Origin of the sequence: Bradyrhizobium sp. 154 (assembly GCF_023073875.1) — a bacterium.
Lineage (GTDB): Bacteria > Pseudomonadota > Alphaproteobacteria > Rhizobiales > Xanthobacteraceae > Bradyrhizobium.
In genome coordinates this window covers 21522-44452 of record NZ_JADPKG010000101.1, presented here as the reverse complement: position 1 = coordinate 44452, position 22931 = coordinate 21522, and the positions used below count along the sequence as shown (strand labels likewise).

The window sequence follows — 22931 nt, the reverse complement described above, 5'->3', positions numbered from 1 at the left end:
CCGCGGTTACAAGCTTCGGGAGCGTTCGATGGGCTTCTACAAGGACTTCGTGCTGCCGAGCCTTCTCGATCTCGCGATGAGCAACAAGCAGCTTCTGCCTTTTCGCGAACGCGTGATCGGCGCCGCCGAGGGCCGCGTGCTGGAAATCGGCGTCGGCTCGGGCCGCAACTTGCCGTTCTATCGTTCGCCGGCGAAGGAAATACTGGCGCTCGAGCCTTCTCCGAAGCTGGTCGCCATGGCTCGGGGAGCCGTGCATGCGGACCTGCGCGTGCAATTCGTCGAAGCTTCCGCCGAAGCCATTCCGCTCGACGATGGCACCGTCGACAGCATCGTGACCACCTGGACCTTGTGCAGCGTTCCGCAGGCTGCCGTAGCGCTTGCCGAGATGCGCCGGGTGCTCCGCCCCGGCGGCAAGCTCCTGTTCGCCGAGCATGGCCTGGCGCCTAGTCTAAGCGTGCGTTGGTGGCAGGACCGTTTGACGCCGCCATGGCGGCACATCAGCGGCGGCTGTCACCTCAACCGCCCGATCCGCTCCATGATCGAGGATGCGGGATTCCGGATCGACCGGATCGAGACCGGCTACATAGCGGGACCGAAGCCGATGACCTTCATGTACGAAGGCAGTGCGCGGCCAGGCTGACAGAGCGGCAAGTTCTGATCACGCCGAAGGAGTGGCCGCCGGAGCAGCAAGGAAGACCTCTGTGGCAGCTTGATCGGAGAAGCGGAGCCCGGTTAATTTTCTATCTCTCGCCAAAATGCGGTCTCGGTGCTGAGTGTGTTGGCTTTCAGTGGCACAGAAGTTTGCGAGCAACATCTTGGCGTCGGCTACGTCAGCCGGTCGGCCTCCATTATTCGGTCCATCTCGGCACATCGCCCAGGGCAAGCGACTTATTACCGTACAAGGAGAGCGCATTTGCGGACCAGATCCGCCTCGGCCCTGCCGCCGGTGCACACTACGAGGCTCTGGTCGCAGGTCCAGTCCGTAGCACGTTGCAAGCTCAGCCACCCGAGGGGCTATCGCCCGCGCCGTTCCAGGCGTAGCACTTGACCTCTGCGGAACCACCGGCGGCAGCAGCGGCCGGGCGCTTCGACGACACGAAAGTACCTCAGATAGCGCCAGCCGACAACGACACCGCTCACCGAGACGATGGTCCCAAGGATCGAGAGCAGCCACACCACAATGTCCCAGGCCGGGGGATACATCAGCAGTAACCGAAAATCGAAACTGTGCAGCGCGTTGAACAGCCATCGATATGTGCGACGGCCGCTGTCCACGCGGCCAACGATGTCGCCCGTGACGGGGCTGATGTGAAACCATGTTTTCGCGTCATCATCAAACACGGCGCGCAGCACCGGCAATTCGCGGTCCTGATGATGGGCATACCAATAGGCATCGTATTCCCTCAGGATTGACCGTTCCACGACGCGCGCTTGCGGCAGCAATTTTGTTGCGGCAGTCCAGAGGCGATCCTGCGGAAGCGTTGCGAATTGGCCCGACGTCACATCCAGCGGTCTTTGCGTGCCATCACGCGATGCGGCGATCATCATCGGGCTGCCATTAAGCCAGACAAAGCGCACTTCGACGGCGGCGGATTGCGGTGTTGGCAGCTTCGTCGCAATCGTCGGCGTATCATGGCCAGCATAGCGTTGCAGCACCTCGCGCGTCATGTTGCGGCTTGCGAAATATTCGCCGGGATTGAGCGAAAGCCAACCGGAGAACGTCCAGGTCAGCACGAAGATACCCGCGATCAGGCCGGTGACGTGGTGCCAGGCCATCCAGCCACGATAAGGCGTGATCCTGCCGCTGGCATAGCGCCGCTTCAGGCGTACGCGAAGGATCCCGATCCAGATGCCGGTGACGCCGATGATCAGGCAGATACCGGAGATCCAGAGCACGACCAGCCGCCACAGCGGCCCATCTTTGCGCAGCACGGTCGGATAGATCCAGTGCGGGATCGAGCCGAGGCAGTTCCAGACCCGTTCGGTGTGGTTGGTGTCGAGCGCGATCTCGCCGGAGCGCGAGGAGACATAGAGCCTGGTACCCGCATCGTCGCCGAGCGCAATGAGGTAAAGCGGCCGCAGCGGATCGTAACGGGCCGTTACGCTCCATTGGTCGCGATCGATGATGTCTTCGAGTTGCGGTGATCTGCTCGCGGGATGATGTTGTGCGACCGCGAGCGCCTGCTGTTCGGAGACGCCGGTGATGATCCGGCCATCGGCTGCAGAGATCGCCTGTCGCTTGCCGTCCCAGCCGGTGATCCGATACACCGGCTCGTCGGCCAGCATCGAAAGCCGGAGGTCGCGCGGATAGCGCGTCGCGCCTGCGGCTTTCATCACGTCGTCCGGCGACAGCGCCACCTTCTCCCATTGGACATCAGGGAGCGCTGCCAGCCTTTCCTTGTCGGAAAGGCCGGGAAAAGCCACGTACATCATCACCACGCCGGAGATGAACCACATGGCGAAGAACAGGCAGGTGACGATACCGACCCAGCGGTGGCCGATGTACAGCCACCGCCGGAGTGTGCGTTTGAGGGTCCGTGACACGCTCAGAACTTCACGTTGACCGCGAGCTGCGCCGTGCGTGGCATGCCGAGCAGCCACTGAGTAGTGCCGCCCGACGTCGTGTAGATCTCGTCGAAGAGATTGTAGATGCGGAACGACACGGTGGTGTTGAGGTCGGGCTTCCACTGCACGCCGGCATTGACAATGTTGTAGGCCGGGCGCGTCACCGTGTTGGCGTTGTCGGCATAGGTCTTGCCGACGATCTGCACGCCTGCGTTGGCCGACCAGTTCGGTGCGAAGGCCCAGGTCGCCCAGATATTGGAGACGTTCTGCGGCACATTGACCGGTACGTTGCCGGCATAGTTCACGCTTCCGCCGCCCACCGCCTGCACGAAGTCATCGTATTTCGCGCGCAGGAAGGCGGTATTGGCATCTATGCGCAAGCAATGATCGAGCAGGAAACCGACTGACGCTTCGACGCCGCGCGATGACTGCTGGCCGACCTGGACGGTCAGCGACGGAATGTTGGGATCGCGTGCCAGCAGGTTGTTCTTCACGATCTCATAGCCGGCCAGGGTCCATTCGCCGCGGCCGCCCCAGAACGATTGCTTGACACCGATTTCGACCTGCTTGCCGGTCGCCAGGTCGAAGTTCTTGTTTGCGGAGGACAGTGAGACGAGCCCTCCGACCGGGTCGGCCGCGGTGGCATATTGGGCATAGAAAGCGAGATCCTTGACCGGTGCATAGACGGCGCCGGCGCGCCAGGTCGTCGAAGAGAACGATTTCTCGAAGCTGTTGGCGGGCGAGACATAGTCGGTGCGCGCGATTGTCGGTTCATCCTGACGTATGCCGGCAATCAAGGACAGTTGCTCGGTGACCGACAGCCTGTTCTCGGCAAACAGCGCGTACTGGTTGGTTACGCTGCCATAGCCGGGAACTGTGGGGTTCGGGCTGTTGAATACGCCTGGAGCGAAACTGAATGGGTTGACGGACGACGAGCCGCCGTAAGGTGAATTGTTGGTGTGGGTAAAATTGATGCTGTTGACGTCGAAACCTGCGACGAACTCATTGGCCATGCCAAGGACATGTCCGCGGAATTTCGCATCCATGCGATTGCCGACCTGCTGCTGATCGTGAAAAATCTCGATATAGCTGCTGCGGTTGATCAGGCCGGTGGCGGGGTTATAGGCGTAGCTTTCGACGTCCTTCCAATGTCCCTTGGAGTTCAGATAGTAAAGCGTGTTCTGAACCGAAATTCCATCGGCCACCTGCCATTCAGTTTTCACCTGGTTCCAGCTATCCTGGTAGCGGATGTGGCTGTCGCTGACGTTGTAATTCTTGAAGCGGAGAGATTCATCGAGCCTGCCGTTGATCAGCGGCGTGCCGAAGTAGCGCGACGGGTTGCGGTCACCGTAGTCCGTGGACAGTGTCCAGGTGACGTCGTCGTTCTGCTTGATCTGGATCACGGCATGAAGCGCGACGTTCGAGGTGTCGTCGCGATCGACCCAGCCATCCGACATGTTGCCGGAGGCGGTGATCCGATAGGCGACGTCCTTGCTGACCGGACCGCCACTGTCCACCGCAATTCGCCGGGTCATGTTGCTGTCCAGCGACATCTCGGCCTGATTGCGAGGGACCCACAATGGCAGTTTTGAAACCACGTTGATGGCGCCGCCGACCGCGCCCGCGCCGTACATCACCGACGCAGGGCCGCGCAGCACCTCGATGCGCTCGGTCGACCAGGTGTCGAACGGAAAGGCCACCGTCCCGGCGCCGATATAGAGCTGGGTGCCGTCATACAGCGTCATGACGGAGCCAAGGCCCGTGAAGCCGCGGGTATTGAACGAGACGCCGCCATTGCCCGGTGCCGGGCTCGCCGTGAAGCCGGTGGCGTTTTGCGTCACCGCGTCGACGATGTTCTGCTGGCCGCGTTCGGCGATGGTTTCAGCGGAGATCACCTCCACGCTGGCTGGCGTCTGCAGTCGCGTCAGGCCGAGCCGGCTGCCGGCCGTGCTCGCGCCGGTGAGGTTGAGCGTCGGTGCGGCGAAGACAGGACCAGCCGGCGCGGCAACCTGTGTACCGGTATTGACAGCTATGTTGCGCTGCTGGCGCAAACGCGCGGCGCTGGCGGTCGCAGAACTGCGTCGGGTGCTTTGGGCCCTCGGCGACGTTGCCGGCGACTGCACCACAACGGGGTCGAGCGTCTGGACCGTCCTTTCGGACTGTGCCCAGCCGTCGGTCGACAAAACCAGGCAGGAGAATGCAGCTGAGCGCAGAATCGCGCGGCGATACCGCGGCGCGAAGATTGTACGGGAGGTCATCAACAGACTCGCGATAACGTGGCACGTCACCGCGAACGCAGCTTGGCCGCTGCCTCAAGAAGAAGGCAGCCCCAACACCCACCAGGACACCCCGCCCAATGTGCTCGCGTGTGACCACGACCGACGGCAGGTCTCCTGGCTCGCGGGTCGTTACCTCTCGCCGCCTTCCCAGGTCCGCAGGCCCAGTGGCGTTTGGCGAAGGCTCACCGCTTACAGTTGCGGGGGCAGCCACGGCGTTGGGGGATCCCCGCACCGTATTCCCTATTGATCTCCCGAAGGAGAACCGTCGTTGTCACCCTAGTTTTATTTGCAAACGGCTGTCAATTGGATGTTTCGCTGCGGCAGAAGTCAGCGCGTGGCGCCGATCATCAGGCCAAGTCGAGGATTCGACACCGCGGGAGATGGCATGTCAGATCACGCATCGATCCCTTATGAATTGGTTGCAGCGGTGAGCGTGGTGAGGTCTACTGCTTGCGCACAGGCCGACGAGGTCGCGATCACGACGCACACTACGTTCGACGTCGGTGACAACTCCAATGCCGTTCAAAGCTCCGCACGTATCCTTCGTATCGTTGCCGTTAAGGTGCCCTCCGGGATCAACCAGGCGATGATCGTTGGAAACTGGCTCGCGCGATGCTACGTTAGAGGGCATGCACGTCGAATCCACTCTCATTTGCCCGTCATGCGGCCATCGATCCATTGAGACGATGCCGACCGACGCTTGCCAATTCTTTTACGATTGCCGCGGATGCGGCACCCGGCTGAAGCCTAAATCGGGCAATTGCTGCGTGTTCTGCTCCTATGGCACCGTGCCTTGCCCACCGATCCAAGAGAATGGCAAGGGAGCTTGCTGCGGGTAGTTTGCCGATTTCCTGCGTGTGCCGATGAGTGCACGGGCTTTCGCGCGAGAATAACGCGATCGGCGTTGGGGTCCGGACCTCAATTGCTGCGCCGTCGCTCTTGCCCTAATCACGTGGGAATTCCGCCGCGAGCTCGCGCTAACGGGGCCCATAGAAGTGAACGAACGATGAACGGTACCCCGACAGCTATCGGGATCAGCCAGTACGTGAAATGAGGCAAGTCCTTCCAAAGCGGCAACTGCTTTCCATTGTCGACGTAGAACGATCGGGCGCTGGATCGACCTGAGTGGACCGCCGTCGATTCGAGCGGCGGCCGGGTCAACATCATTTCTTCCGCGGAAGACGTGGCCGACCGCATCGCCGACTTCATCAAGCAGACACGATACACGACAGGAGGGAGCATGCAGCATCGATCCACACTTCGCGCGAGCCTCTCGGACTATTTGGCACCCTTGCCGTGCGCGAGGCAGCTGGAGCTCAGAGCTGCCGCCTATTCCGTCAAGCGTTCCCTCCCGTGACTTGAGCCCCCGGTTCCCGGATCATAAGGATGTTAACACTGTTGCGGATCGACACCCCGGCCTAGTGCATGGTACTGGTCATCGCCCGATCGATCGGAACCCCGAGTGACCCTTTCCTTCAGATTTGGCCGTATCCTGCCGCGCTCGCTGCGCGGTGCGATGACCATATTTGTGATCGCGACCTACCTGATCGCCGGCGTGCTTCACGGCGTGTGCGATCTGGATGTCACAAATTCGTCGCCCAATGTTGTCGTCTCCTTCGCCGACAAGGGCATCGGCCATTCCGACAAGGGCGTTTTGGCCGACCATCACTGTCACGGCTGCTTCTCCGTCTCCGTTCCGGCCCCAGTGATTGCAGCGGTAGCCGTGATGCGCCCGATAGAGATGGTACCCACGCTGCAGGTCGTTCGGCGCGGTCTGCCGCCCGGAATCGACCCACCGCCCCCGAAATTCCTGACCTGAAATGACCGCTGGGCGCATCGCGCCCTAGATCCGTCTTTCGTCAGGTTTTCACCATGTTTCCAAAGTGCGTCACGCGTTTCGCGTGCGCGACGGCGTTGCTGGTCAGTCCCTGGTTGGGCGCGGTGTCGCATTCGCAGACCCTCAACCTTGGAGCGGCGCTGCAGCGCGCGCTCGCGACCAGTCCGCGTCTGACGGCCGCCGAGCGCGACGTCGGGATCGCCGCCGGCCAGCGCATCCAGGCGGGGGCACTGCTCAATCCGGAACTGTCCTACGAACAGGACAATTCTTTCGGATCCGGTATCTACCGCGGCACCAAGTCGGCCGAGACGACGCTGCAGATCAGCCAGCTCTTCGAGCTCTTCGGGAAGCGCGAGGCCCGCATCGCCGCCGGGCAGGCAGGTGTGGAAGGAGCCACGATCGAACGCAAGGCGGTGCGCCTGCAGATCCTTGCCGAGACGGCGATCGCGTTCCTGAACGTGCTCGGGCTGCAGCGGCGCATCCAGATCCTGGACGAGCAGGTCGCCGCGCTCGAGCGTCTGACGCCCTTGCTCCAGCGCAGGGTGGACGCCGGCGCGTCGTCGCCTGCCGAGACGAAGTCGCCGCCGCCCTGGTGAAGGCCGATCGCGAGCGCACCAAAGCCAGCCTGTCCAGCGCCCGTCGCGAGTTAGGGTGGTCATAGGGGAGACCTCACCGAAGTTCGCCAGCGTCTCCGGACGTCTGGATGCTACCGCTCGGGCGCCGTCGTTCCAGGCAGTGATCGCGGCCATCGACGCGAACCCGCAATTGGTGAGGTGGAATGCAGTCTACGCCCAGCGCAATGCCGAACTTCTTCTGGCGCGGCTGAAGCCTTACCCGGACGTCCGTCTCGCCGCCGGCTGGCGGCATTTCAACGAAACCAACGACGACGCCGTCCGGCTGACCCTGTCGGTGCCGATCCCGGTGTTCGATCAGAACCAGGGCAATATCCTGTCGGCCCAGGAAAGCCTGGCCAAAACGCGAGCCGAGCGTGAGGCGAACCGCAACACCCTCCTCGTCGTCGCGGGGCGGGCCTACGATACCGTGCAGGGCTCGCTGCGGGAGCTCGCGGTTCTGCGCGAGTCCGGTATTCCCAAGGCCCAAGCAGCCGCCAATGAGATCGAGCAGGGCTACGGCGCCGGACGCTTTTCTCTGCTCGAAGTGTTGGATGCCCAGGCCAACGTCACGCAAGCGCGCGTGCGCGAGCAGGAGGCGTTGCAGAACTACCATGTCGCGGTTGCGACGATCGAAGGGCTCGTCGGCAATCCCTTCGTCCTGGCGCGGGAGAGCGCACGATGAGAACTTCCAGCGCAATCGTCATGGCCGTGGTCGCGGCCGCCGCCGGCGCGTTCGGTTATCGCTGGCTCATGCCGGCCGATGCTCCCGCCGCGACGCAGCACGTCGAAAAGCATGAAGGCAGCGGAGCCAAAGAGGCCAAGGGCGGCAACGAGCACGTGGAGAAGGACGAGCACGGCGCCGACCGCATCGTGATCAGCGACGTCAAGCTTGCGGCTGCCGGCGCGACGTTCGCCGAAGCCGGCCCGGCCACCCTGACGGAGACCCTGTCGTTCAACGGCGTGCTACGCGCCAACCAGGAGACCGTGGTCCAGGTCACTCCGCGCTTCCCCGGCATCGCGCGCGGCATCAAGAGGCGCATCGGGGACGTGGTCGCCAAGGACGACCTGCTCGCCTCGATCGAAAGCAACCAAAGCCTCACCGTGTACGATCTCAAGGCGCCGATGGCCAGCACCGTGATCGACCGGCAGATTTCGCTCGGCGAATACGTGTCCGAGCAGAAGCCGGCCTTCGTCGTGGCGGACCTGTCAACGATCTGGGTCGATCTTTCCATCTATCGTCAGGATCTCAGGCGCGTCCGGATCGGCGACGAGGTGCTGATCGATCCCGACGACGCCGCAAGCGAGATCAAGGGTAAGATCTCCTATCTCGCGCCCGTCGGGGCAAGCGAAACGCAGACGGCCATCGCGCGGGTGATCTTGCCGAACCGCGACGGACGGCTGCGGCCGGGCCTGTTCGTGACCGCTCGTTTGGTCCTTGCCGAGCGGAAGGTGCCGGTCGCGGTGCACGCGGGCGCGATCCAAACCTTCGAGAACAAGACGGTCGTGTTCGTGCGCGAAGACGACGACAAGCTCGAAGCACGCCCCGTCGAGCTCGGGGATTCCGACCAGAAGTTCGTGGAAGTCCGTGCAGGCATAGCGCCGGGCGAGAAGTATGTCGCCGAAAACTCATTCGTCGTGAAGGCCGAGATGGGCAAGGGAGAGGCAGAGCATGATTGAGCGCCTCATCGAGTTCTCCATCCGCCAGCGCTGGCTGGTGATCCTCTTCGTGCTCGGGCTTCTGACCTTCGGTGGTTGGAACTTCACGCGGCTGCCGATCGACGCCGTGCCTGACATCACGAACGTGCAGGTCCAGATCAACACGCAGGCGCCCGGCTATTCGCCGCTGGAAACCGAGCAGCGCATCACGTTCCTGGTGGAGACGGCGATGAGTGGCCTGCCCAAGCTCGAATACACCCGGTCCCTGTCGCGCTACGGCCTGAGCCAGGTCACGGTCGTCTCTCGGGACGGGACCGACATCTACTTCGCCCGCCAGCTCGTCAACGAGCGCATCCAACAGGTCAAGGACCAGCTTCCCGCCGGCGTCGAAGTCGCGATGGGGCCGATCGCCACCGGCCTCGGCGAAATCTACCTCTATACGGTCGAGGCGAAACACGGCGCCAAGGCGCCGGGCGGCAAGGAATTCACCCCAAGCGACCTGCGCACGATCCAGGACTGGGATCAAGCCGCAGCTCCGCAACGTTCCGGGCCTCATCGAGGTCAACACCATCGGAGGGTTCGAGCGCCAGTTCCACGTGCTGCCGGATCCCGGCAAGCTCATGGCTTACAAGCTCGGCTTCCGCGACGTGATGACCGCGCTGGCCGCCAACAACGCCAATGCCGGCGCCGGCTACATCGAGAAGAACGGCGAGCAATACCTGGTCCGGACTCCGGGGCAGGTCGCCAATATCGCGGAGATCGAGGACATCGTCATCGGCTCGCGCGTCGGCGTGCCGGTCCGGGTCAAGGACGTGGCGCAAGTCACCGAAGGCAAGGACCTCCGCACAGGCGCCGCGACCCTCAACGGCCAGGAGACGGTGCTCGGCACCGCCATGCTGCTGATCGGCGAGAACAGCCGGGCGGTGGCTCAACGGGTGGCCACCAAGCTGGGAGACATCGCCAAGTCTCTTCCGGAGGGCGTGGTTGCGCGAGCGGTGTACGATCGGACGCATCTGGTCGAGGCGACGATCAAGACGGTCGAAACAAACCTCGTCGAGGGCGCGATCCTCGTCATCATCGTGCTGTTCCTGATCCTGGGCAATTTTCGCGCGGCGCTGGTGACAGCCTGCCTCATCCCGCTGTTGATGGCGATGACCGTCACCGGCATGGTCGAGACGAGGGTCAGTGCGAACCTGATGAGCTTAGGGGCCATCGATTTCGGCACCATCGTGGACGGCGCGGTCATCATCGTCGAGAACTGCCTGCGCCTGCTTGCCGAAGCGCAGCATCAGAAGGGCGGCCTGCTGAACCTGAGGGAGCGGCTGGAGACGATCCGTCACGGTTCGGTCGAGGTCATCAAGCCCAGCCTGTTCGGAACGCTGATCATCGCGGTCGTCTACCTGCCGGTCCTGACGCTGACCGGAGTCGAGGGCAAGATGTTCACGCCGATGGCGCTGACCGTGCTGATGGCGCTCGCCGCCGCAGCCCTGTTTTCGATCACTTTCGTCCCCGCCGCGGTCGCCATCGTGGTCACGGGCAAGGTGTCGGAGAAGGAGAACCTCTTCATGCGCGCCGCCAAGCGCGTCTACCTGCCGCTCCTTAACCGGGCGATCGCATTCCGCGGCGTCGTCGCGTTCGCGGCGGTCGTGGTGGTGGGGGCGAGCGTCTTCGCGGCGACCCGCATGGGCGGCGAGTTCATTCCGAGCCTCGATGAGGGCGATGTCGCTCTTGCCGCGATCCGGATTCCCGGAACGAGCCTGACGCAGGCGCTCGACCTGCAGATGGCATTGGAGAGGCGAATCCAGCAACTGCCCGAGGTCAAGGAGTTCTTCGCGCGAACGGGCACGGCCGAAGTCGCCACCCATCCGATGCCCCCGTCGATCTCCGATGGCTACGTCATGCTTAAGCCGCGCAGCGAGTGGCCGGACCCCGAGAAAACGAAGCCGGAGCTGGTCGAAGACATCGAGAAGGCGGCCAACGACATCCCGGGCAGCAATTATGAGGTCTCGCAGCCGATTCAATTGCGGGTGAACGAGCTGATCTCGGGCGTCCGCAGCGACGTGGGCGTGAAGATATTCGGCGACGATCTCGACGTGCTGCAGGGCGCCGCCAAGCAAGTGCAATCGGTGATCCAGGGCATCCGCGGGGCGACCGACGTGAAGACCGAGCAGGTCGCCGGTCTGCCCATCCTCACCGTCAAGCTCGACCGGCGCGCACTGTCTCGCTACGGCCTCAGCGTCGGCGACGTCCAGAACATCGTGGAAATCGCCGTCGGCGGAAAGGGCGTCGGCAAGCTGTTCGAAGGCGACCGCCGGTTCGACATCGTCGTGCGTCTTCCGGAGCGGCTGCGCGGCAATATCGAGGCGATCCGGGCGATCCCGATACCCCTGCCGGCGGAAGAGGCCGGCACGCCGGCCCTCACGAAGACCGCTTTGTCTGCGGCGGCGGGCGCACAGCCGCGCTACGTGCCGCTGTCGTCGGTCGCAACCGTCGATTCCGCGCCCGGCCCGAACCAGATCAGCCGCGAGAACGGCAAGCGCCGCATCGTCGTGACCGCAAGCGTCCGCGAGCGCGATCTCGGCTCGTTCGTGTCCGAGGCGCAGGACACGGTGTCGCAGAAGGTCAAGCTCCCGGCCGGATACTGGATCGGCTGGGGCGGCCAGTTCGAGCAACTGGTCTCGGCGACCAAACGGCTCACGATCGTGGTTCCTGTGGCGCTGCTGCTGGTCTTGCTGCTGCTGTTCATGAGTCTGGGATCGCTGGCCGATGCGCTTCTGGTGTTCAGCGGCGTGCCGCTGGCGCTCACCGGCGGCGTCCTGGCGCTGCTGCTGCGGGGTATCCCGTTGTCGATCAGCGCTGGCGTCGGCTTCATCGCGTTGTCGGGCGTCGCCGTCCTCAACGGCCTGGTCATCATCGCCTTCATCGAGCGGCTCCGACACGAAGGAAAACCGGTGCTCGAGGCCGTCCATGAAGGCGCCGTGACCAGGTTGCGACCCGTGCTGATGACCGCGCTCGTTGCCTCGCTCGGCTTCGTTCCGATGGCCATCGCGACGGGCGCCGGCGCCGAGGTGCAGAGGCCGCTGGCGACCGTCGTCATCGGCGGGATCATCTCCTCTACGATCCTGACGCTGCTGGTGCTGCCGGCCCTCTACGTGCTGTTCCGGAAGGACTCCGCGCCGGCACCGGTAGCAGAGGAGACGGCACGACGGAAAGGGCGGCGAATCCGGCGCGCCGGGATATCCGGCTCGACCTCTTCCGCGGGTTGGCGAACTGGGCGATCTTCCTCGACCACATTCCCAGCAACGTGGTCGCCTGGGTCACGATGAAGAACTACGGATTCAGCGACGCGGCGGATCTGTTCGTCTTCGTGTCCGGCTACACGGTCACGTACGTCTATTCGCGGACGATGGCGACAAGGGGCTTCCTCGTCGCGGCCGTCGGCATCATGGCGCGCGCCTGGCAGATCTACGTCGCGCACATCCTGCTGTTCGTCTTCTACGTCGCGAGCATCGGCTACGTCGCCCAGCGCCACGGCCACGCGCACCTTCTGGACGAGTTCAACATCCGTCGCCTGATCGCCGATCCGATCGAATTCCTGAAGCACGGGCTGCTGCTGGAATTCAAGCCGCTCAACATGGACGTCCTGCCGCTCTACATCGCCTTGATGGCGACATTTCCGCCGGTCCTGTGGCTGCTCGTCCGCTCGCGCAACCTGGCGCTCGCGACATCCTTCGCGATCTACGCGGCCGCCCGCGCCTTCGGCTGGAATCTTCCCAGCTACCCGGAGGGGTTCTGGTACTTCAATCCGTTCGCCTGGCAGTTTCTCTTCGTGATCGGCGCTTGGGTTGCGCTCGATCGGACCGAGACGATAGGCCACCTAATCGGATCTCGGGCCGCCGCGTTGTCGGCAGCGCTTTTTCTGCTCCTCGGGCTAGTCGTCACGCTGGCGGCTCGTCTCGGTTTCGCGGACGCGATGCCGGAGGCGCTCGTCGATGTCTTCGTCCCGAACGACAAGACCAATCTGGCTCCTTATCGGATCCTGCATTTTCTCGCGCTCGCCCTGATCGTAGCGAGGTTCGTACCGCGCGACGCCTCATGGCTGACATCGCCGCTGTTGCGACCGGCGTCGATCTGCGGCGAGCGTTCTCTCGAGGTGTTCTGCATCGGCATCTTTCTGTCCTTCATCGGGCACTTCCTGATCGAGCTGGTCTGCGGATCGATCGCCTTCCAGATGCTCGTGGCTTTGGGCGGCATCTGCACGATGACGGCAGTCGCAAGCTACCGAACCTGGATCAAGGACGTCAGATCGTCCTCTAGCTCTCGACCCTTAAGGACAGCGTGATGATCAACAGAGAAACGGATCTGGGAGTCGTGTCGGTGGAGACCACGCGCCTGCGGGTGGAGGGCATGGATTGCGCAAGCTGCGCAACCAAGATCGAGAACGCTCTGATTCGGATGCCCGGCGTCACCGACGTGTCCGTTTCCGTCCCCGGTGGCACCGTCACTGTGGGACACGACGGCCTCGATCGCGACGACATCGGGAATCGGATTTCCAGTCTTGGTTATCGGGTGGCCAGCGCCGAGAGCGACGGTTTCGCGGGCGAAGGAAGAAAAACCGCTCAGGAGACCCGTTCGAGTGACGACGATGCCACCGCCTGGTGGCGTACCCGAAAGGGAATGCTCGCGATCGGATCCGGCATCGCTCTCGCTGCGGCATTCGCGTTGGGCAAGGCCGTACCCGCCACCGCGCACTGGGCTGTTCTGGTTGCGATGCTGGTCGGCCTCGTTCCTGCCGCCCGCCGCGCGATTGCCGCTACGCGAGCCGGCACGCCGTTCTCGATCGAAATGCTGATGTCGATCGCTGCCGTCGGCGCGGTGATCATCGGGGCGACCGAGGAGGCCGCGACCGTCGTCTTTCTATTTCTGATCGGAGAGCTCCTGGAAGGTGTTGCCGCAGGCCGCGCCCGCGCCAGCATTCAAGGCCTGACGGCACTCGTTCCGAAGACGGCTCGCCTCGAGCAGGACGGTCGGGTCCGGGACGTGCCCGCCGACAGCCTTCAAGTCGGAGCGACGATCCAGGTCAGGCCCGGTGACCGCGTCCCTGCCGACGGTGTCGTCCTTTCCGGCGAGAGCACGGTCGACGAAGCGCCGGTCACCGGCGAGAGCACGCCCGTCCGGAAGGGCGCGGACGGGAGCGTGTTCGCCGGCACGGTCAACGGCGACGGCCTGCTGCGGGTGCGGGTGACCGCCGCGGCGGCCGACAACACCATCGCGCGCGTGGTGCGCCTGGTCGAGGAGGCGCAGGAGTCCAAGGCGCCAACCGAGCGCTTCATCGACCGGTTCTCACGGTACTACACCCCCGGGGTGGTCGTGGTCGCGGCCCTGGTCGCCGTCGCACCTCCGCTTCTGTTCGGCGGTGACTGGGTCGGCTGGATCTACAAGGGGCTGGCCGTCCTCCTGATCGGATGTCCCTGTGCACTCGTCATCTCCACGCCCGCGGCCATCGCCGCCAGCCTGTCCGCCGGCGCACGCCGGGGGCTTCTGCTCAAGGGCGGCGCGGTTCTCGAGCAGATCGGCCGGATCACCGTCGCCTGCTTCGACAAGACAGGCACGCTCACCGCGGGCAAGCCGCAGGTGACGGACATCGTCGGCTTTGCCCGCAGCGAGGAGGACGTTCTGCGGATGGCCGCAGCGCTCGAATCCGGATCGAGCCATCCGCTTGCGACCGCGATCCTGTCGAAAGCGGCGGAGGAGAAGATGCGGATCCCGCCGGCCTCCAGCGCATCGGCTATCGGCGGCAAGGGCGTGCGCGCGATCGTGGAAGGAATGGAGGTTTTCCTCGGCTCACCGAAGGCGGCTGCGGAATTGGCGGCCCTCACGGAAGCGCAGCAGGCGCGGATCGCGGTGCTGAACGACGAGGGTAAGACCGTCTCCTTGCTCGTCATCGGCGAGAAGATCGCCGGTGCGATCGCCATGCGCGACGAGCCCCGTCCTGACGCCGAAAAGGGTCTGAAGCTGCTATCGGAGGCGGGCATCCGGAGGATGATGTTGACGGGCGACAACCGGCGGACGGCCGTCGCAATCGGCAGACAGCTCGGCATCGAAGTCGAGGCCGAGCTTCTACCCGAGGACAAGCAGCGTATCGTCGGCCGGCTCCAGCAGCAGGGATCCGTGGTGGCGAAGGTCGGCGACGGCATCAACGACGCGCCGGCGCTCGCCGCCGCCGACGTCGGCATCGCCATGGGCGGAGGCACGGACGTGGCGCTGGAGACGGCGGACGCCGCGGTGCTGCACGGTCGCGTGTCGGACATCGCGGCCATGGTCGATTTGTCCAAGCGGACCATGAGCAACATCCGGCAGAACATCAGCATCGCGCTGGGATTGAAGGCGGTCTTCCTCGTCACCACGGTGTTCGGGATCACCGGTCTCTGGCCTGCCATCCTCGCCGATACCGGCGCGACCGTGCTGGTGACCCTGAACGCGCTGCGTCTGCTCAGGCCGTCGGGAGGGTAGCATGAAAGCGCCGGCTGCCACCTTTGCGAACTCTATCCTCGCTCTGTTGCTCTCGGCGACGATGATCGGCTAAGCCAACGCCCGCGGCAGCATGGCCAGCGAAAGACCCTGGGCAGCCGAACACATCGAGGGACTGCCCAAGGATATCCGCCGCCATGTCGCGGGGCACGCCGAGGCCTGCGGCAATGCGCGGCCGCGTCACACTATTTCTCGGTATTCATCGAAGCGTCGGGACTGCGCTTTACGGCACAGCAGTTCGAAGACTTCGCCTGCGCCAGGCCGTCTCTGGTGTGCCGCCCGAGCGGCTGCCTCCACGAGGTCTTCGCAGACGACGGCAGACGCCAGTGGCTCGTCTTCAGCGTCTACGCACGTGACATGAAATTGACGAAGGAGGGCGGGACGGCGGGCATCGAGGTCGTCGATGCCGCGGGTGTCAGGTCGTTCGCTTGGAACGGCCGGCGCTTCGCTGCATCGAGAGCACGGAAAACCGGGCGGTAAGCGCCCCATCACTCGTCGGCGTCGATTCCAGGTGGTATCCAAGCGTCCCGGCTGCTCGGATCGTCAATCCGCCAGTTTGGGGGCGCTCCGGATGCCCGAACCATGCCGTCGAGTGCTATGTGCCGCAAAGATGGCCAGCAGCCCGTTTTTGCCGACGAAGCGGCGACCATAGCCGCACCGACCCAGCCGCCTGAACGGGTGGAGGCGGCGAGAATCTTCTCACGAATCTCCTCAAACGGACCGCGGTTGGCGCGGTTTGGCGGCCTAATTCCCGTTTCCCGAGTACCCATTTGAGGGTCATGGCTTGGGTAATGGGAACTTAAAGAACGGAGGCGTGAGACCCAAAAAGCCAAAATAAGCTGCCCCGCGATCTCACCCTGTTATGGCTTTTTGCCGAAACCCAAAATATAAACAGGAAAATGACGTCATATTGTGGGTTCCTATGAAGCGCAGCGATCTCAGCCATACGATCCGCGAGACCCTGAAGCGGCTTCCGCCGCCCTACGATTCTCATTACGGGATCGTCCCGCCGGCACCCCCGGAGGACGGCGTGTTCGTCGGCGGGGCGATGAAAGCTTTGGAAGCCGCCCAAGCCGCCTTCGGCAAGGTCGACGCCATCGCCGCCCAGATGAAGGACCCCTACATCGTCAGCCGGGTCCTGACCAGACGAGAGGCAGTCAGTTCCTCCTCGATCGAAGGTACCCAGAGCACTCTCGACGAACTGCTTTCCGTCGAAGAGACGGGCGACGACGGCGCCCGGGACGAAGCGCGTCAAGTCCGCAACTACGCCGTTGCCTTGGACGGATTCATCCCTAGAGCCGCCAAGGCCGGCTATAGCGTCTTCACCATGGACCTGATCAAGGACCTCCATCGCGCCGTGATGAAGGACGACCCCGACTATCAGGACGTTCCCGGCGATCTCCGTACGCGCGTCGTGTGGATCGGCGGAAACAAAGACATCGCATATTCCAGCCTGAATCCTCCGCCCCCCGATGACGTGCCCGACTGCCTTGCCCAGACGGTCGACTACCTGCGGAACGAAGGCATGCAGCAGATGACGCAAGGGTTCATCACGCGCATGGCGATCGCGCACACCCATTTCGAGGCGGTACACCCGCTCCGCGATGGCAATGGACGCGTCGGTCGCCTTCTGCTTCCGCTCATGATGGCGGCAGAGAAGCACGTGCCTTTGTACCTTTCGCCTTACATCGAAAGCAAGAAGGGCACGTACTACGCTTCTCTCAAGGACGCTCAACAGCGGCTCGACTGGGAGCCGATCATCACCTTCATGGCCGACGCTGTCACAGGTACCGTCGAAGAGCTCATCCGCACCCGGACGGCACTGTCGGATTTGTCGGGGCGCTGGAGGGAGCGCCGAAAATTCCGAAAGGGATCTGCTGCCATCCGCGCCCTGGACGAACTTCACAACTACCCGGTTGTGACGGCGAAGCGCCTCGGACAACTGCTCGATGTGTCGCCCGCGCAAGTAAATCAGGCCATCGCGCAATTACAGGAAGCCGGCATTCTGCAGGAGAGGACCGGATACGCGCGAAACCGGATCTACGCCGCTCCCGAAGCTCTCGCCATCATCAACCGTCCGTTCGGCGAAGAGCCCATCCTCGCCGAGGTCGATGCGGACGAGGCCGATCTCGACGAGGTCTCGCTTGGCCCGAAGGGGCCCGTGATCTCTCGTTAAATGCGGGGGCCGTACTGAAGCGACCGCGAGCGAGCGTCCCCTGGGTCCTCCACCTCATCTCTCCAGGTCCGGGGGCGGTACCGCCGACGCCATAGCCGACGGCGAAGTCTCAGCTTGTCTGACACGCGTCGCGTCCGCCAGGTGAGCAGGTCCATTTCCAGGTCCACAGCGATCGACGCCAACCGGTACGTTCCCCCGATCATGCGCGCGACCTCCTCGTCCGTGATCGGACGATCCTCTCGATGATCTGCTATCCGTGCGATGCCGACGAACGTGCCGGTATTGGCGTCGATGCAACTGAGAGTGTCCGGGGTGGACGGATCATCGCTCCCGGAGACGACTACATCGCAGTCCCAATAAGGCAGGTTCCGCCTGCAAGCGCCCGATCGTACGGAGGACACGTCGCACTTCCTTTCTCGACGCGCCCAACAGGCGCATCGCCCTCGCTGAGTTTCTTCGTGCGCGGGAGAAGATCCGCGTGTGCTTCGATGATCGGTCAGCGCAGATGAACGAGGGCCGCCACTGATCGTTACGATTTGAAAGGTCGCGAGGACAGGCGACGACGGCTTCGCTTCATCGGAAAGAATGCGTTGCCTTCGAAAACGGCGGCTTCGACAAATTTCGAAGGATTCGTTGAGGAAGAATCGAACAGCGTCCCGTCGGGATCGCCGGCGGCGTTCCGCCTTAAAGTTCTGGTAGGCAAGCCGAGAGCAAATCGGCAAGGAACGAGGAGGATTTCCGATGCCGGTGCTGGCGGACGAACGGCTTGCGGCGCTAGTGAGGCAGGTGATGCCGGCCCGAGCCCCGCAATGGGTAGTGCAGATCGTCGACGACCATCAAGACGCTTGCGTGATGTTCAACCGAAGCGTTCTGCGGGTCCATCGAAACTGGTCGACCGACGTCCACGACGCCGGGCTGCATTCCGTTCTGGCCTACCATCCGCTGGGTCTGAAGAAGGTGTCGTCGCAGGTTCTCCGCGGTTTGTCGTCGCGTACTGCCGTCGACGTCTGGCAGGCTTGCGCCATCAAGAAAGGCTACAAGGGACGCCTTTCGGAGAAGCGGGGTTTTCTGGCCAGGACCGCGGATGGAGAACTCGCGTTCGCCAGCAACGCGGCGGCGGCCGAACTGGACGCGCTTCGCGAGGTCAAGCGCGCCATCTACGAAAGAGCCCGTCAGGCCCGGTCTCGAGCTCAACGAGACCGAGAGTACCAGCGCTTGATGAGCAGGCGCCTGACGCTCCGGAAATATGATGGCTCTTTCCGTGTCCCGCTTTCGGACTACGAAGGGTGGCTGCCGAAGCAGACCGCGGAAGCGCTGAGGCACTACGATGATGAAGGCGTCCCGCTTCTGGTGATCGAAGGCGAGGCGTTCGATCTCGTCCCCTCGCTGAATGACGGGGATCTGGCTGACTTGGTCTACCAATTGGACCGCGACGTCCAACGCGCGCAAGCCGAGACGGACGACCGGGCACTAGACCAGTTCTTGGGAAGCTTGGACGAGGGCTAGGGCTAACAATCGGTACACGACGGCGGGCCGGCGATCATCGCCCCAGCAAGATGCACGCGATCATCGCCGACCTCATCGGCGCCGGCGCCGATCATCCGCGGGACCACCACGACCAGCATGATGATGGACATGTCGATCATCATCCGCCCCGGCATGATCACCGGCGGCATCAGCAGCAGCACCAGCACCACGACAGCCAGCGGCTGCTGGCCGCTTGCGATCAGCGCAAAACGCATTATCCTGTTCACGGCGAAATTTTTGCGGCGTTAATGTTCGCCTTCGAGCCCGGCCGCCGTCCCCTGATCTGGCATCGATTTACAAATCGAGTCGTTCTTAAAGCCCGGAATCGAATCGCTCTTATAGCCCGAGCGAGTCGTTCTTAAAGTTGACCGACACCGAAATGTGGGGACACTTTGAAAACGACTCGGCTAAGTGCTTGAGTCTCCTGAGCCTCTCATTTTGATAACGACTCGATTTTGACTTTAAGAACGACTCGGTACCCTCGTTTTTCGCTTTGAGAACGACTCGATCATGGAAGTGCCTATAAACACTGCAGGATTTGGAGCGGATTTTTCACTGGGCAGGCCGATTTTGAACGGCCTGCGCGCAGGTTCGCCGGCATCCGCTGCGGCTTCAAATCAGGTGGTAGTTCTGCCCCAGGGACGAAGCTCGACAGCGTAAATCGCCGGCGACGAATTCGGCCGCGGCTTAACGCGCTGAATGTTGGTGGATCAATCAGCCGAGCCTGGCGAATTTTGCTCGCGGGAATCGATGGCGCGAAAGATGCCGTTGGCGAAGACGTGTGGTCCGTCCCGCAACTCGAATTTGCCGCAGGTGCAAACCGGTCCGCAACATCTGCCGTGCACACCCCCATGGCTTTGAACGATCCGCGCCCCCCATATTGCCCCCCCTCTGAAGGAGTAGTCTCCGTGATGAAGCAGAGGCAGTAGTTGTCAGCCACAACGAGATTTGGCCGGATACGCGTGGTCAACACAGGCGGATGAGCGTGAGTACCGGTCATTTCGAAGTCTGCGGTGAATTCGATCGAGTATGTGATCATTCCGATGCTCCCGAGGCCCATAACCGTACCCTCTGGCGTTAGCTCACGATTGGTCCAGCCGCCGCTTCATCCAAACCGGCACGAGCTTGGATAGCGAGGCTTCGTTCTGCAGCCTGCGAGTCGAAGTATTCCTCAATCGAATAAACCTTGCCCCATCGCAACTTGAAGACGTGGACGCCCCTGTTCACATACGAGCTTTGGCCGTCAAGTAGCCTCGCGTTGGCCCGCCACTTGACGAACACTGTGGTATTCCATGGCCAACCCGTCACTTCGACCTGCTCAATATCTATGTGGAGCTTCGGGAACACACGGCCCATGCGCTCGAACCACTGCTTCACCGATTGCTTTCCATGTCGCTCACCCCCCAACGCATGATCTCCGGCAACCCAGTGATACGCGTTTGGTGTTAGGCCCTTTGCAGCCTCATCCCAACGCTGGTTGTTGACATGATCGAAGCTCCTGCGGATCTCTTTTTTGACAATTAGACTGTAGACCATTGATGCACCCTGTTGTTGGATAGCCGACGACTCTGCAAGACGGATGGATACTTTCCAAATACTGAAAGCTGCTCCGGGTAACGACGGCGATCTGTTGGGAAAGCTGGCTGACGGCGCGGCTACGCAGACGGCAGCGGCGCAACAGTCAGAGCCAGCGGCGAACCTCGGCCTTGTAGCCGCGGTAGTCGTCGCCGAACTTCGCTTCGAGATAGCGCTCCTCGCGCGCGATCACCTGCGTCTGGATCGCGATCAGCACCAACGGGAGCAAGGCGAAGGCGATCGGCCCGTCGAAGCCGATCGCAAGGCCGGCATAGACGAGCGCCATGCCGAGATACATGGGATTGCGGGTCCACCGATAAGGGCCGGTCGTTGCGATCAGGGTCGTTGGCTGCGACGGCGGAACGTTGGTGCCCAGCCGCCGGAACAGCCCCGCTGCCGCAAGCATCATCGCCGCGCCGGCAAAGAACAGCAGCGCGCCCACCGCGGCCAGCAACCGCCAGTCGATGCCGAAAGAGCGCAGCGTGACGAACCGCTCCGCCGCCAGCCCCAACAGCAGCGCTCCCAGATAGACGAAGGGCGGAGGGAAGCGCACACCCGCGCTGTCCGGTTCGACGGCCATGCTCATCTCCAACCTGTGCTCTCAAACCAGCATCGACTGCTGGGCGAAGATACCTGCCATCGCGCCGTGCGATGACGCCAGGGTGACCGATGGCGGCGTGATGGGGTTGGCAAGGTCGCCGGCGGCGTAGATGCCGGGCATGCTGGTTTCGCGGCGCTCGTCGACCTTGAGGATGATCCCGAGGGGCGTATCGACCGTGGCGAGACCCAGTGATTCATGCAGGCTCGCGGACGGCTTGTTGCGCGGATGCGCGAACAGGATGTCGACCGCGACATTGGGGCCGGTATCGAGCTTGACGGTGGCGCTATGGCCCCCGTGATGGGCGATCCCAGTGATCCGGCCATCGACGACAGGTGTGTTGCGGCGCGCCAGATCGGCCCGGATATCGGGCGGAATGTCATGACCATTGGCGAAGACCGTCAACCTGTCGGTCCAATCGTGGAACAGCCTGACCTGATTGTGCGACTGCCGGCCGGACCAGACGAGGCCCCAATGCTGGCCGGCGACTTCAAAGCCGTCGCAATAGGGGCAGGGCACGATGGAGGTGCCCCAGCCTTCGGCAAAGCCCGGAATATCAGGCATCTGGTCGGCGACGCCATAGCTCAGGATCAGGCGACGCGCTCCAAGGTTTTCGCCATCGGAAGTGAGCACGTTGAAATCGTCGATGGCGCCGGAGACGCTGTCGGCCCGGGCACTGACCAGCTTGATCGTGGGATAACGCGCCAGCTGCTGCCGCGCCTCGGCCAGGATGTCCAGCGGCGGCTTGTGATCGTGGCCGAGCAGGCCATGCGAGTGGCCGGCGAAGCGGTTGCGCGGCAGGCCGGTATCGAGAACGGTGACCTTGCGGCGGGCACGGCCGAGCTGCAGGGCGCCGGCGAGACCGGCAAAGCTGCCGCCGATGATGATGACGTCATCCATGGTGACGGGCTCCGTGTTGTGGATGGAGGGGTTGAACGCAGCAGACCGCTCAGCCCGATTTACCGAGTGCTTTCAGTATGAAACGAATCTGGTCGCGCAGGCCTGCTTCCGTGTCTTCGCCGTGTACAACGCAGTGCTCGATCAGAATCGGATGGAAGAATGGCATAAACGCGGATCTGACTGCTCGCGCCGCTTCGGCGGGATCTTCGACATCGAATTGGCCCGCTTGGGCGCCCCCGCGTATGATCGCCTCGAAGATCGTCTCCATCCGCTCGATATGCGCCTTGATGATCGGCCAGTTCTCCTGCGTGGCGGCGACGATCAGATCGTGCATGGGCTTCGCCTTGACCAACGTCATCTTGCTGTGGTGGTGAACAGTGCTCAGCAGTTCCTCGAGTTTCTCGGTTGCCGGCGCGTCCCTCCGTGCGATCGCAAAGGCGAGGTCGGCAAGCTCGTTCATTAGACGCCCGCAGATGGACTCGTCGATTGCATTCCTGGAGGGAAAGAACCGGTAGATGTTCGCCGGGCTCATGCCGAGCTCGGCGGCGATGTCGGCCACCGACGTCCTGTGGTGACCGACCCGCCGAAAGCGCTCTTCCGCCGCTCCCAGGATCCGGGCGCGGGCCTCGTCGGACTCTCTTCCCGTTCGGATCGGACGATCCATTGGAGCAAC

General features: G+C 63.2%; 15 protein-coding genes, 2 pseudogenes and 1 riboswitch. Of the genes and pseudogenes, 10 read left to right on the top strand and 7 right to left on the bottom strand.

What is annotated here, in order from left to right; all coding sequences use genetic code 11:
* Positions 1-28 precede the first annotated feature (28 nt).
* A complete protein-coding gene (locus IVA92_RS22915; RefSeq protein WP_247277368.1) occupies positions 29-640 on the top strand; it encodes a class I SAM-dependent methyltransferase in 612 nt (203 codons plus the stop codon).
* A 374-nt stretch (positions 641-1014) separates the two neighbouring features.
* Here the strand turns inward: IVA92_RS22915 and IVA92_RS22910 are convergent, their stop codons facing one another.
* Together IVA92_RS22910 and IVA92_RS22905 are read right to left on the bottom strand one after the other, a co-directional pair.
* Entirely contained in the window at positions 1015-2544 is a 1530-nt protein-coding gene (locus tag IVA92_RS22910) for a PepSY domain-containing protein (protein ID WP_247277743.1), read from the bottom strand.
* Positions 2545-2546: 2 nt separating this feature from the next.
* Positions 2547-4823, bottom strand: coding sequence for a TonB-dependent siderophore receptor (locus IVA92_RS22905; protein WP_247277367.1), 2277 nt, complete (start codon positions 4821-4823; stop codon positions 2547-2549).
* A gap of 107 nt (positions 4824-4930) precedes the next feature.
* Positions 4931-5126: riboswitch (cobalamin riboswitch) on the bottom strand.
* A gap of 347 nt (positions 5127-5473) precedes the next feature.
* Here IVA92_RS22905 and IVA92_RS22900 point away from each other — a divergent pair.
* From IVA92_RS22900 to IVA92_RS22860, 9 genes and pseudogenes are all read left to right on the top strand, one after another.
* Positions 5474-5683 carry a GDCCVxC domain-containing (seleno)protein gene (locus tag IVA92_RS22900; protein WP_247277366.1) on the top strand — a complete coding sequence of 70 codons (210 nt, stop codon included), beginning with the start codon at positions 5474-5476 and terminating at the stop codon, positions 5681-5683.
* A gap of 623 nt (positions 5684-6306) precedes the next feature.
* Positions 6307-6663: a hypothetical protein gene (locus IVA92_RS22895; RefSeq protein WP_247277365.1), complete on the top strand. Its 357-nt coding sequence runs from the start codon at positions 6307-6309 to the stop codon at positions 6661-6663.
* 53 nt (positions 6664-6716) lie between these two features.
* Positions 6717-7977, top strand: a pseudogene (gene ihpA, locus IVA92_RS22890) (divalent metal ion exporter subunit IhpA).
* A complete protein-coding gene (gene ihpB / locus IVA92_RS22885) occupies positions 7974-8972 on the top strand; it encodes a divalent metal ion exporter adaptor subunit IhpB (protein WP_247277364.1) in 999 nt (332 codons plus the stop codon). Before ihpA ends, ihpB begins: the two are co-directional and overlap by 4 nt.
* Positions 8965-12127: pseudogene (locus IVA92_RS22880) on the top strand (CusA/CzcA family heavy metal efflux RND transporter); the annotation flags it as partial. The gene ihpB and the pseudogene IVA92_RS22880, both read left to right, overlap by 8 nt.
* A gap of 86 nt (positions 12128-12213) precedes the next feature.
* Positions 12214-13293 (top strand): OpgC domain-containing protein, encoded by a 1080-nt coding sequence (locus IVA92_RS22875; protein ID WP_247277363.1) that lies wholly within the window; start codon positions 12214-12216, stop codon positions 13291-13293.
* On the top strand, positions 13293-15464 hold the full coding sequence (locus tag IVA92_RS22870) for a heavy metal translocating P-type ATPase (protein ID WP_247277362.1): 2172 nt from the start codon (positions 13293-13295) through the stop codon (positions 15462-15464). Before IVA92_RS22875 ends, IVA92_RS22870 begins: the two co-directional genes overlap by 1 nt.
* A 940-nt stretch (positions 15465-16404) precedes the next feature.
* Positions 16405-17658: a Fic/DOC family N-terminal domain-containing protein gene (locus tag IVA92_RS22865; protein WP_247277361.1), complete on the top strand. Its 1254-nt coding sequence runs from the start codon at positions 16405-16407 to the stop codon at positions 17656-17658.
* 741 nt (positions 17659-18399) lie between these two features.
* Entirely contained in the window at positions 18400-19164 is a 765-nt protein-coding gene (locus IVA92_RS22860) for a hypothetical protein (RefSeq protein WP_247277360.1), read from the top strand.
* 2 nt (positions 19165-19166) lie between these two features.
* On the opposite strand, the gene IVA92_RS22855 is transcribed toward IVA92_RS22860, so the two are convergent.
* The 5 genes from IVA92_RS22855 to IVA92_RS22835 all read right to left on the bottom strand — a co-directional run bounded on the left by IVA92_RS22855 (position 19167) and on the right by IVA92_RS22835 (position 22922).
* A complete protein-coding gene (locus IVA92_RS22855) occupies positions 19167-19400 on the bottom strand; it encodes a hypothetical protein (RefSeq protein ID WP_247277359.1) in 234 nt (77 codons plus the stop codon).
* Positions 19401-20262: 862 nt separating this feature from the next.
* Entirely contained in the window at positions 20263-20721 is a 459-nt protein-coding gene (locus IVA92_RS22850; RefSeq protein WP_247277358.1) for a nuclear transport factor 2 family protein, read from the bottom strand.
* A gap of 145 nt (positions 20722-20866) precedes the next feature.
* On the bottom strand, positions 20867-21340 hold the full coding sequence (locus IVA92_RS22845; protein WP_247277357.1) for an isoprenylcysteine carboxylmethyltransferase family protein: 474 nt from the start codon (positions 21338-21340) through the stop codon (positions 20867-20869).
* Positions 21341-21361: 21 nt separating this feature from the next.
* Positions 21362-22258 (bottom strand): NAD(P)/FAD-dependent oxidoreductase, encoded by an 897-nt coding sequence (locus IVA92_RS22840; RefSeq protein ID WP_247277356.1) that lies wholly within the window; start codon positions 22256-22258, stop codon positions 21362-21364.
* 49 nt (positions 22259-22307) lie between these two features.
* Positions 22308-22922, bottom strand: a complete 615-nt coding sequence (locus tag IVA92_RS22835; protein ID WP_247277355.1) for a TetR family transcriptional regulator — start codon at positions 22920-22922, stop codon at positions 22308-22310.
* Positions 22923-22931: the final 9 nt, after the last annotated feature.

Excerpts from the sequence above, each read along its gene's own strand:
- IVA92_RS22915 (WP_247277368.1), top strand. The coding sequence starts at position 29 with ATGGGCTTCTACAAGGACTTCGTGCTGCCGAGCCTTCTCGATCTCGCG.
- IVA92_RS22905 (WP_247277367.1), bottom strand. The coding sequence starts at position 4,823 with ATGACCTCCCGTACAATCTTCGCGCCGCGGTATCGCCGCGCGATTCTG.
- IVA92_RS22900 (WP_247277366.1), top strand. The coding sequence starts at position 5,474 with ATGCACGTCGAATCCACTCTCATTTGCCCGTCATGCGGCCATCGATCC.
- ihpB (WP_247277364.1), top strand. The coding sequence starts at position 7,974 with ATGAGAACTTCCAGCGCAATCGTCATGGCCGTGGTCGCGGCCGCCGCC.
- IVA92_RS22870 (WP_247277362.1), top strand. The coding sequence starts at position 13,293 with ATGATCAACAGAGAAACGGATCTGGGAGTCGTGTCGGTGGAGACCACG.
- IVA92_RS22865 (WP_247277361.1), top strand. The coding sequence starts at position 16,405 with ATGAAGCGCAGCGATCTCAGCCATACGATCCGCGAGACCCTGAAGCGG.
- IVA92_RS22860 (WP_247277360.1), top strand. The coding sequence starts at position 18,400 with ATGCCGGTGCTGGCGGACGAACGGCTTGCGGCGCTAGTGAGGCAGGTG.
- IVA92_RS22855 (WP_247277359.1), bottom strand. The coding sequence starts at position 19,400 with ATGCGTTTTGCGCTGATCGCAAGCGGCCAGCAGCCGCTGGCTGTCGTG.
- IVA92_RS22850 (WP_247277358.1), bottom strand. The coding sequence starts at position 20,721 with ATGGTCTACAGTCTAATTGTCAAAAAAGAGATCCGCAGGAGCTTCGAT.
- IVA92_RS22845 (WP_247277357.1), bottom strand. The coding sequence starts at position 21,340 with ATGGCCGTCGAACCGGACAGCGCGGGTGTGCGCTTCCCTCCGCCCTTC.
- IVA92_RS22840 (WP_247277356.1), bottom strand. The coding sequence starts at position 22,258 with ATGGATGACGTCATCATCATCGGCGGCAGCTTTGCCGGTCTCGCCGGC.
- IVA92_RS22835 (WP_247277355.1), bottom strand. The coding sequence starts at position 22,922 with ATGGATCGTCCGATCCGAACGGGAAGAGAGTCCGACGAGGCCCGCGCC.